General features: G+C 72.9%; 7 protein-coding genes. 2 read left to right on the forward strand and 5 right to left on the reverse strand.

Translation table 11 applies throughout. From position 1 onward, the window contains the following. On the forward strand, window positions 1-829 hold an 829-nt coding region (locus tag ACFXA3_RS32780; RefSeq protein WP_385192816.1), incomplete at its 5' end, for an FHA domain-containing protein. Between the two features lie 15 nt (window positions 830-844). Here ACFXA3_RS32780 and ACFXA3_RS32785 read toward each other — a convergent pair. Next, window positions 845-1861, reverse strand: coding sequence for a methyltransferase domain-containing protein (locus ACFXA3_RS32785; protein WP_385192818.1), 1017 nt, complete (start codon window positions 1859-1861; stop codon window positions 845-847). A gap of 99 nt (window positions 1862-1960) precedes the next feature. Between ACFXA3_RS32785 and ACFXA3_RS32790 the strand changes: the two genes are divergently transcribed. Further along, the gene (locus ACFXA3_RS32790; protein ID WP_054226817.1) at window positions 1961-2365 is read left to right on the forward strand and encodes a globin; all 405 of its coding nucleotides are present in this window, start codon (window positions 1961-1963) and stop codon (window positions 2363-2365) included. Window positions 2366-2558: 193 nt separating this feature from the next. Here ACFXA3_RS32790 and ACFXA3_RS32795 read toward each other — a convergent pair whose 3' ends face one another. From ACFXA3_RS32795 to ACFXA3_RS32810, 4 genes are all read right to left on the reverse strand, one after another. Then, complete coding sequence (locus ACFXA3_RS32795; RefSeq protein WP_385192820.1) at window positions 2559-3287, reverse strand: hypothetical protein; 729 nt, start codon at window positions 3285-3287, stop codon at window positions 2559-2561. Beyond that, on the reverse strand, window positions 3284-3745 hold the full coding sequence (locus tag ACFXA3_RS32800) for an acyl-CoA thioesterase (protein ID WP_385192822.1): 462 nt from the start codon (window positions 3743-3745) through the stop codon (window positions 3284-3286). Before ACFXA3_RS32800 ends, ACFXA3_RS32795 begins: the two co-directional genes overlap by 4 nt. 16 nt (window positions 3746-3761) lie before the next feature. Beyond that, window positions 3762-5426 carry an energy-dependent translational throttle protein EttA gene (gene ettA, locus ACFXA3_RS32805; RefSeq protein WP_385192824.1) on the reverse strand — a complete coding sequence of 555 codons (1665 nt, stop codon included), beginning with the start codon at window positions 5424-5426 and terminating at the stop codon, window positions 3762-3764. After that, window positions 5419-5943, reverse strand: a 525-nt coding sequence (locus ACFXA3_RS32810) for a hypothetical protein (RefSeq protein WP_385192826.1), incomplete at its 5' end; no start/stop codon positions are given. The genes ettA and ACFXA3_RS32810, both read right to left, overlap by 8 nt.

Here is a 5943-nt window from a genome sequence, read left to right on the forward strand (position 1 = left end):
CTCCCGGACCCGGCCGTCCGGCCGTGACGCGACCGTCAGGACGATCTTGCCGGTGGTGCGGGGGGGGGGGGGGGCGGGCGCGGGGGGGGGCGGGGCGGCGCCCCCGCCGCCGCCCGCGCCGCCGGCTCCCGCGCCGGCGCCCTTCGCCCAGGACCACTTCGACTACCAGGGCTCCCGGCCGTCCCGGGTCAACCGGCCGGCCGAGCCGCTGCAGCGCGAGGACGACTGGCTGCTGCCGCCGCCGGCGCACGAGCAGCCGCAGCAGGTCCAGGCCCACGCCCCGGCCCCGGCCCCGCAGCAGTACCGGCAGCCCGACTACCAGCAGGCCGAGTACCAGCAGCAGCCCGAGTACCAGCAGCCGCAGCCGGCTCACCAGGCGCAGCAGCAGCACGTGCCCCCGCAGTCGTTCCCGCCCCAGAGCACCGGCGCCTGGAGCGCGACGATCGGACCCGACCGCTCGTACTTCATGGCGATGATGCAGCGCAGCGGCCCCGAGGCGGCCGCGCTCAACCTGCCCGCGTACTCCCCGGAGCAGCACCTTCCGCTCTCCGGCGGCCAGATCACCATCGGCCGCCGCCGCGCCTCCACGGGCGAGTCCCCGGACATCGACCTGTCGGTGCCCCCGGAGGACCCGGGCGTCTCCCACCAGCACGCGGTGCTCGTCCAGCAGCCCGACCTCAGCTGGGCGGTGGTGGACCAGAACTCCACCAACGGCACCACGATCAACGGCGGCGAGGAGCCGATCCAGCCCTACGTCCCCGTCCCGCTCTCCGACGGCGACCGGGTCCACGTGGGCGCCTGGACCACGATCACCATCCGCCGGAGCTGATCCCGGCCCGCTCCGCTATTCCCCCAGGGGCCATGCGTAGGGACCCTGGGGGTCGTCGAGCCAGGCCCACTGCCCCTCCGCGCTGACCGTCACCCCGAACCGCTCGCGGCCGGGCCGGCCCTCGCCGCGCCACAGGTCCAGGGCCTCGCGCGGATGCAGTGCGCCCGCGGTCAGCACGAGCATGAACTGGAAGCGCTCGTTCTCCACCAGCTCGTACGGGAGCCCGTACGGCAGCCCGGGCGCGGCCGGCGAGGCCGTGGCACCGCGCAGCGGGACGAAGTACGCCGGGGTGTGCAGGAAGCGGCCCTCCGCGAGGTCGGCGTCCTGGACGCGCAGCGCGATCAGCCCGGTCGACAGCGGAGCCAGGATCCGCGCCCCGGGCCGGCACTGGCCGAGCCAGGCGTGCGGGACGCGCGGCAGCGTGCAGGTCACCAGGATCCGGTCGAAGGGGGCCCGGGCGGGGCAGCCGCGCGCGCCGTCCCCGGTGACCACCGTCGGCCGGAGGCCGAGCCGGGCCAGGTGCGCCCGCGCGGACTCGGTGATCTCCTCGTCCAGGTCGACGGTGGTGACGTGCTCGTCGCCGAGCCGGTGGCACAGCAGCGCGGCGGTGTAGCCGGTGCCGGCGCCGATCTCCAGCACGTCGTCCCCGTCGCGGACGTCCAGGGCCTCCAGCATCTTCGCCATCAGGGACGGCTGGCTGCTGGAGGAGACCAGCTCGCCGTCGCGCAGCCGGGTCGCGAGCGGGGCGTCCGTGTAGACCCCGCGCAGCCAGCGGGCCCGGCGGGCCGGGTCCGGGTCCTCGCCCCACAGCCGTTCGTGGCCGGCGCCGCGGCCGGTGAAGAAGTACGGGACGAAGACGTGCCGGGGCACCGCCGCGAAGGCCGCCCGCCAGGCGGGGTCCTCCAGCACCCCGGCGGCGGTCAGCTCCCGCACCTGCGCGGCGTGGGCGGCGTCCCGCAGGTCCCGCGGCTCGCCCTCCGCGGCGTGCGGGGGGTGGGTACTACGCGTGGAGTGTCCCGGATGTGCACCCATGGCTCCACTGTCCTGCCGACGCGCGCCGGAGGCGAGCGGGGGTCCGGGGGTGGTCCTAAGTCCCCGGTCCTCCGTCCGGGCGTCTGAGACGATGGTCGGGTGAATGAGATTCCGCGGGGCACGCTTCAGGAGCAGACGTTTTACGAGCAGGTGGGCGGCGAGGAGACGTTCCGCCGCCTGGTGCGGCGCTTCTACCAGGGGGTCGCGGAGGACCCGCTGCTGCGCCCGATGTACCCGGAGGAGGACCTCGGGCCCGCCGAGGAGCGGTTCGCCCTGTTCCTCATGCAGTACTGGGGCGGCCCGAACACGTACAGCGAGAACCGCGGGCACCCGCGCCTGCGGATGCGGCACGCCCCGTTCCAGGTGGACGCCGCGGCGCACGACGCGTGGCTGGGGCACATGCGCGTGGCGGTGGACGAGCTGGGCCTGTCGCCCGAGCACGAGGCGCAGCTGTGGCGGTACCTGACGTACGCCGCCGCCTCGATGATCAACACCGCGGGGTAGCGGGACCGCACGCCCGTATGCGGAATCCGGCGCGGAATACCGAGCCGGACCGGCCGGGCGGAATGCCGGACCGGCCGGAGTGCAGACCCGCCCGAGGCCGGGCCCGCCGGAAGCCGGGCCGGCCGGAGGATGGACCGGCCGGAGGATGGACCGGCCGGAGGATGGACCGGCCGGAGGCCGGGCCCGCCGGGGGCTAGAGCGGCCGGACCTGGAGGGCGCCCAGGCCGCCGGCGCCGCCGGGGCGGCGCATCGCGACCGAGCCGTACGGGGTGCGCAGCCGCAGCCAGCTCCCGGAGGCGAGCAGGGCCACGGGGGCGGGGGCGTCGGATGCGGGGGCGTCGGGTGCGCCGGCGCCGCTGGTGACGGCCGACCGGACGGGCCGCAGGAAGCCCAGGGACTGCGCGGCGTGCACGGCGCGCAGCGGGAGTTCGGTGTCGCCGAGGGTCCGGGACCAGATCTCGCGGCCGATGCGGTCCCGCTCGGACCGGGTCCGGTGCTGCGGGGGCAGGGCCTCGTCACGGGCCCGGAACTCGGCGACGGACGCGCTCACCGCGGCCCGTACCTGCTCGGGGCCGGGCAGCCCGGGCAGCTGCTGCCAGCCGCCGCGGGGCGGGAGCACCCCGGTCCAGGGCGGGCCGGTGACCGGCCCGGGGACGACGGCGCTCGCGGCGGCCTCGTCGACGGATTCCAGCAGCTCGCCGGCGGACACGGTCACGTCCAGCGGCCCGGACACGGGTACGGCGAGGCGCACCGTGCGGATGGCCAGCACCTCGAAGGACGCCGGCCGCCCGAAGACGGCGACCGCGCCGCCACCCGCCTGGAGGCGGACGGCGGCGGCCCGGTCGTAGTGCAGCAGCCGGCCCAGGAAGGCGGCGAGATCCGCCGCCTCCCCGGAGTCGGCGAGGCACAGCCGTTCGGTCATGCGGCGATGCGGCCTTCCGGGCGCGAGCCCGCGGGCTCGTCGAGGTACTTCTCCAGGAAGTGCCGCTCCTCGGCCGAGATGCGGCGGGGCCGCCCCTCGGCGAGGTTGTACGGCACGACCACGGTCGAGGCCCGTACGTAGACCTTCTCCGGTGCGTCCTCGGTCGCCTCGTCCTTGACCTCGTAGCCGATGGTCAGCGACGCGGCACCGATCCGGGTCACCCAGGACTCGATCAGGACGGGCTCGTGACGGTGCACGAGGGGCAGCTTGTAGTCGATCTCGTGGCGGGCCACGACGGACCCGCCCGTGAAGGAGTCACTGCCCTCCCCCGGCGCCAGCCGGAACATGAAGTCGATCCTCGCCTCCTCCAGGTAGCGGAGGAAGACCACGTTGTTCACGTGGCCGAAGGAATCCATGTCCGACCAGCGCAGCGGGCACCGGTAGTGATGTCTGGCCATGATGAAGGTCGCAGCCTCAGCCTCGGGTGAGCTTCTTGTACGTGGCACGGTGCGGACGGGTGGCGTCCGGGCCGAGCCGCTCGATCTTGTTCTTCTCGTAGGACTCGAAGTTGCCCTCGAACCAGAACCACTTCGAGTCGCCCTCGTACGCCAGGATGTGCGTGGCGACGCGGTCCAGGAACCAGCGGTCGTGGGAGACGACCACGGCCGCACCGGGGAACTCCAGCAGCGCGTTCTCCAGGGAGCCCAGGGTCTCGACGTCGAGGTCGTTGGTGGGCTCGTCGAGGAGCAGCAGGTTGCCGCCCTGCTTCAGGGTGAGCGCGAGGTTCAGGCGGTTGCGCTCACCACCGGAGAGCACGCCGGCCGGCTTCTGCTGGTCCGGGCCCTTGAAGCCGAAGGCGCTGACGTACGCGCGGGACGGCATCTCGACGTTGCCGACGTTGATGTAGTCCAGCTCGTCCGACACGACCGCCCAGAGGGTCTTCTTGGGGTCGATGTTGGCGCGGCCCTGGTCGACGTACGAGATCTTGACGGTCTCGCCGACCTTGATCTCGCCGGAGTCCGGCTTCTCCAGGCCCTGGATCATCTTGAAGAGCGTGGTCTTGCCGGCGCCGTTCGGGCCGATGATGCCGACGATGCCGTTGCGCGGCAGCGTGAACGACAGGTCGTCGATGAGGACCTTGTCACCGAAGGCCTTCGAGAGGTTGTTGACCTCGACCACGATCGAGCCCAGACGCGGGCCCGGCGGGATCTGGATCTCCTCGAAGTCCAGCTTGCGCATCTTGTCGGCCTCGGCCGCCATCTCCTCGTAGCGGGCGAGGCGGGCCTTGGACTTGGCCTGGCGGCCCTTGGCGTTGGAGCGGACCCACTCCAGCTCTTCCTTGAGGCGCTTGGCGCGCTTCTCGTCCTTCTTGCCCTCGACCTTGAGGCGCTCGGCCTTCTTCTCCAGGTAGGTGGAGTAGTTGCCCTCGTAGGGGTGGGCGCGGCCGCGGTCGAGCTCCAGGATCCACTCGGCGACGTTGTCGAGGAAGTAGCGGTCGTGGGTGACCGCCACGACGGCGCCCTTGTACTGGGCCAGGTGCTGCTCCAGCCAGTTCACGGACTCGGCGTCGAGGTGGTTGGTGGGCTCGTCGAGGAGCAGCAGGTCGGGGGCCTCCAGCAGCAGCTTGCAGAGGGCGACGCGACGCTTCTCACCACCGGAGAGGTTGGTGACCGGCCAGTCGCCGGGCGGGCAGCCCAGCGCGTCCATGGCCTGCTCCAGCTGGGCGTCGAGGTCCCACGCGTTGGCGTGGTCCAGGTCGTCCTGGAGCTTGCCCATCTCCTCCATCAGCTCGTCGGTGTAGTTCGTCGCCATTTCCTCGGCGATCGCGTTGAACCGGTTGAGCTTGGTCTTGATCTCGCCGACGCCGTCCTCGACGTTCTCCAGGACGGTCTTGGACTCGTCGAGCTTGGGCTCCTGCATGAGGATGCCGACGGAGTACCCGGGCGACAGGAACGCGTCACCGTTGGACGGCTGCTCGATGCCGGCCATGATCTTCAGGACGGTGGACTTGCCGGCGCCGTTCGGGCCGACCACGCCGATCTTCGCGCCGGGCAGGAAGTTCAGGAAGACGTCATCCAGAATCACCTTGTCGCCGTGCGCCTTGCGCGTCTTGCGCATGGTGTAGATGAACTCAGCCAAGAGAAACCGTCCGGCAGATCGTTGGGTGGGCAGATACACCCCATCTTGCCAGTCGTCCACCCCTACGGGCGAATGGGTAGGTCAGCCCCCGGGGCCGGCGCGGGCGGAGGCCCGGGGGCTGGTCCTCGATGATCTCCGCCAGGACGTCGAACAGGGTGGGGCCGCGGCCGCTGCGCGCCTGCGCGAGCTCCTCGGCCACGCGCTCGCGGTTCGTCGGACGGCAGCGCGCGAGCACGCCCTCCGGGCGGCGGGCCGTCTCGGGGTGGCCGAGGGCCCGGCGGGACAGCTCGTGGTCGCGCCGCTCGACCACGGAACCTCCGTCGTCGGGGGTCCCGAAACCGCCCCGCAGGCAGTCGGTGAAGCTGCCGAGACTGCGGCCGAGGCAGCCCCCGGGCCCGTTGACGGCTTCGGCCATGAGGGTCCGGAAGTCGTCCGGCCTGCCGATCCGGCCGCCGTCCAGTACGGAGATCGTGGTCACGGCTCCCGAGCCCGGGCCGGCGCGCCCCCCCCGGGGGGC

Source organism: Streptomyces sp. NPDC059456, from assembly GCF_042750055.1.
GTDB lineage: Bacteria > Actinomycetota > Actinomycetes > Streptomycetales > Streptomycetaceae > Streptomyces.